We start from the raw sequence: 1,099 nt of genomic DNA, 5'->3' as shown, positions 1-1,099 counted from the left end.
GGATTCCTCTGGCAATTGTAGAGATAGTCACACCAAGGTTTTCTAATTTTCTGGAAATGTAAAAAGAAGTAGTATCACCCTCCATCGTAGCACTGAGTGCCAATATAACCTCCTTTACCTCTCCTTCAGAAGCTTGGATACGGGTGGTTAACGAATCAATATGCAAATCCTCTGGTCCTATCCCTTCGATGGGTGATATCACTCCCCCCAATACATGAAAAGTCCCTTTGTACTGCCCTGTGCTACGTATCGCTAGCATATCAGGCGTATCTACGACAACACAGATCACAGAGGGATCGGTGTTGATCGTGCGGCAGGTGCAGTCAGTCGTATGGGAGATCACATGGCAAGTGCCACAGTATTGGGTCTCTTTGCGTAGTCTCAGCAGAGACTCTGATAAATTCTCGGTGGCAGATTCCTTCTCCTTGAGCAAATGCAATGCTAGACGCAGTGCGGTCTTCTTACCAATACCTGGGAGCTTAGAGATCTCTCTAACCGCCTCCTCTATAAGTTCGCTCGGAAATTCCATCTCCGCAAGTTATACAATCGACGCATTGATGCCTTCATCTAGAATAGCTTCCTTCATTGGTTTCAGCGCTTTGTAGGTCCCTTTTTTCACTTCACACTTCCCGTTAAAATGAATAATATAGGTACACTGTTCGGCTTGTATTCTTTCATGCTTACAGACTTTGATCAGAATATCAATCACGTGATCAAAAGAATTGACGTCATCATTGAACACAACTAAGCCCTTTGCTTCGTCTTCTTTTTCTTCGATTAATACGATCTCTTCTTCTTCAAACTGCCAAGACATAACTTTTTGATTAATTTTTACGATCACAAAATTAGAATAAAGACAATAAACTCTAAATTTATTCGCGAGTATTAGCTGCAAAGTAAGGCAATTGACAATGGCATAATACTTGGATACCTGATAAAGAAAGTGCTCGTATGCAAAAAATTTTAATACTCTTCTTAAGTATCACCGTGATGGGGTTCTATCAGACAGCACATGGGCAGAGTAAAAAAAAGAAAAAGAAACTACGTGAAATCAACCTCGTCATCTCTACAGCAGAAAGTTATACAGGCACCCCTTACC

Annotated in this window: 2 protein-coding genes; both read right to left on the bottom strand. The window is 41.4% G+C overall.

Going from position 1 to position 1,099, the window contains the following annotated elements:
* On the bottom strand, nt 1–529 hold a 529-nt coding region (gene recR, locus KO515_RS02625; protein WP_215934833.1), incomplete at its 3' end, for a recombination mediator RecR.
* A gap of 9 nt (nt 530–538) precedes the next feature.
* On the bottom strand, nt 539–895 hold the full coding sequence (locus KO515_RS02620; RefSeq protein WP_354668261.1) for an ATP-dependent Clp protease adaptor ClpS: 357 nt from the start codon (nt 893–895) through the stop codon (nt 539–541).
* Nucleotides 896–1,099: the final 204 nt, after the last annotated feature.

It is taken from the genome of Winogradskyella psychrotolerans (assembly GCF_018860545.1).
GTDB lineage: Bacteria > Bacteroidota > Bacteroidia > Flavobacteriales > Flavobacteriaceae > Winogradskyella > Winogradskyella psychrotolerans_A.
The sequence above is the reverse complement of the archived record's forward strand: the minus strand, read 5'-3'. Positions and strand labels throughout refer to the sequence as shown.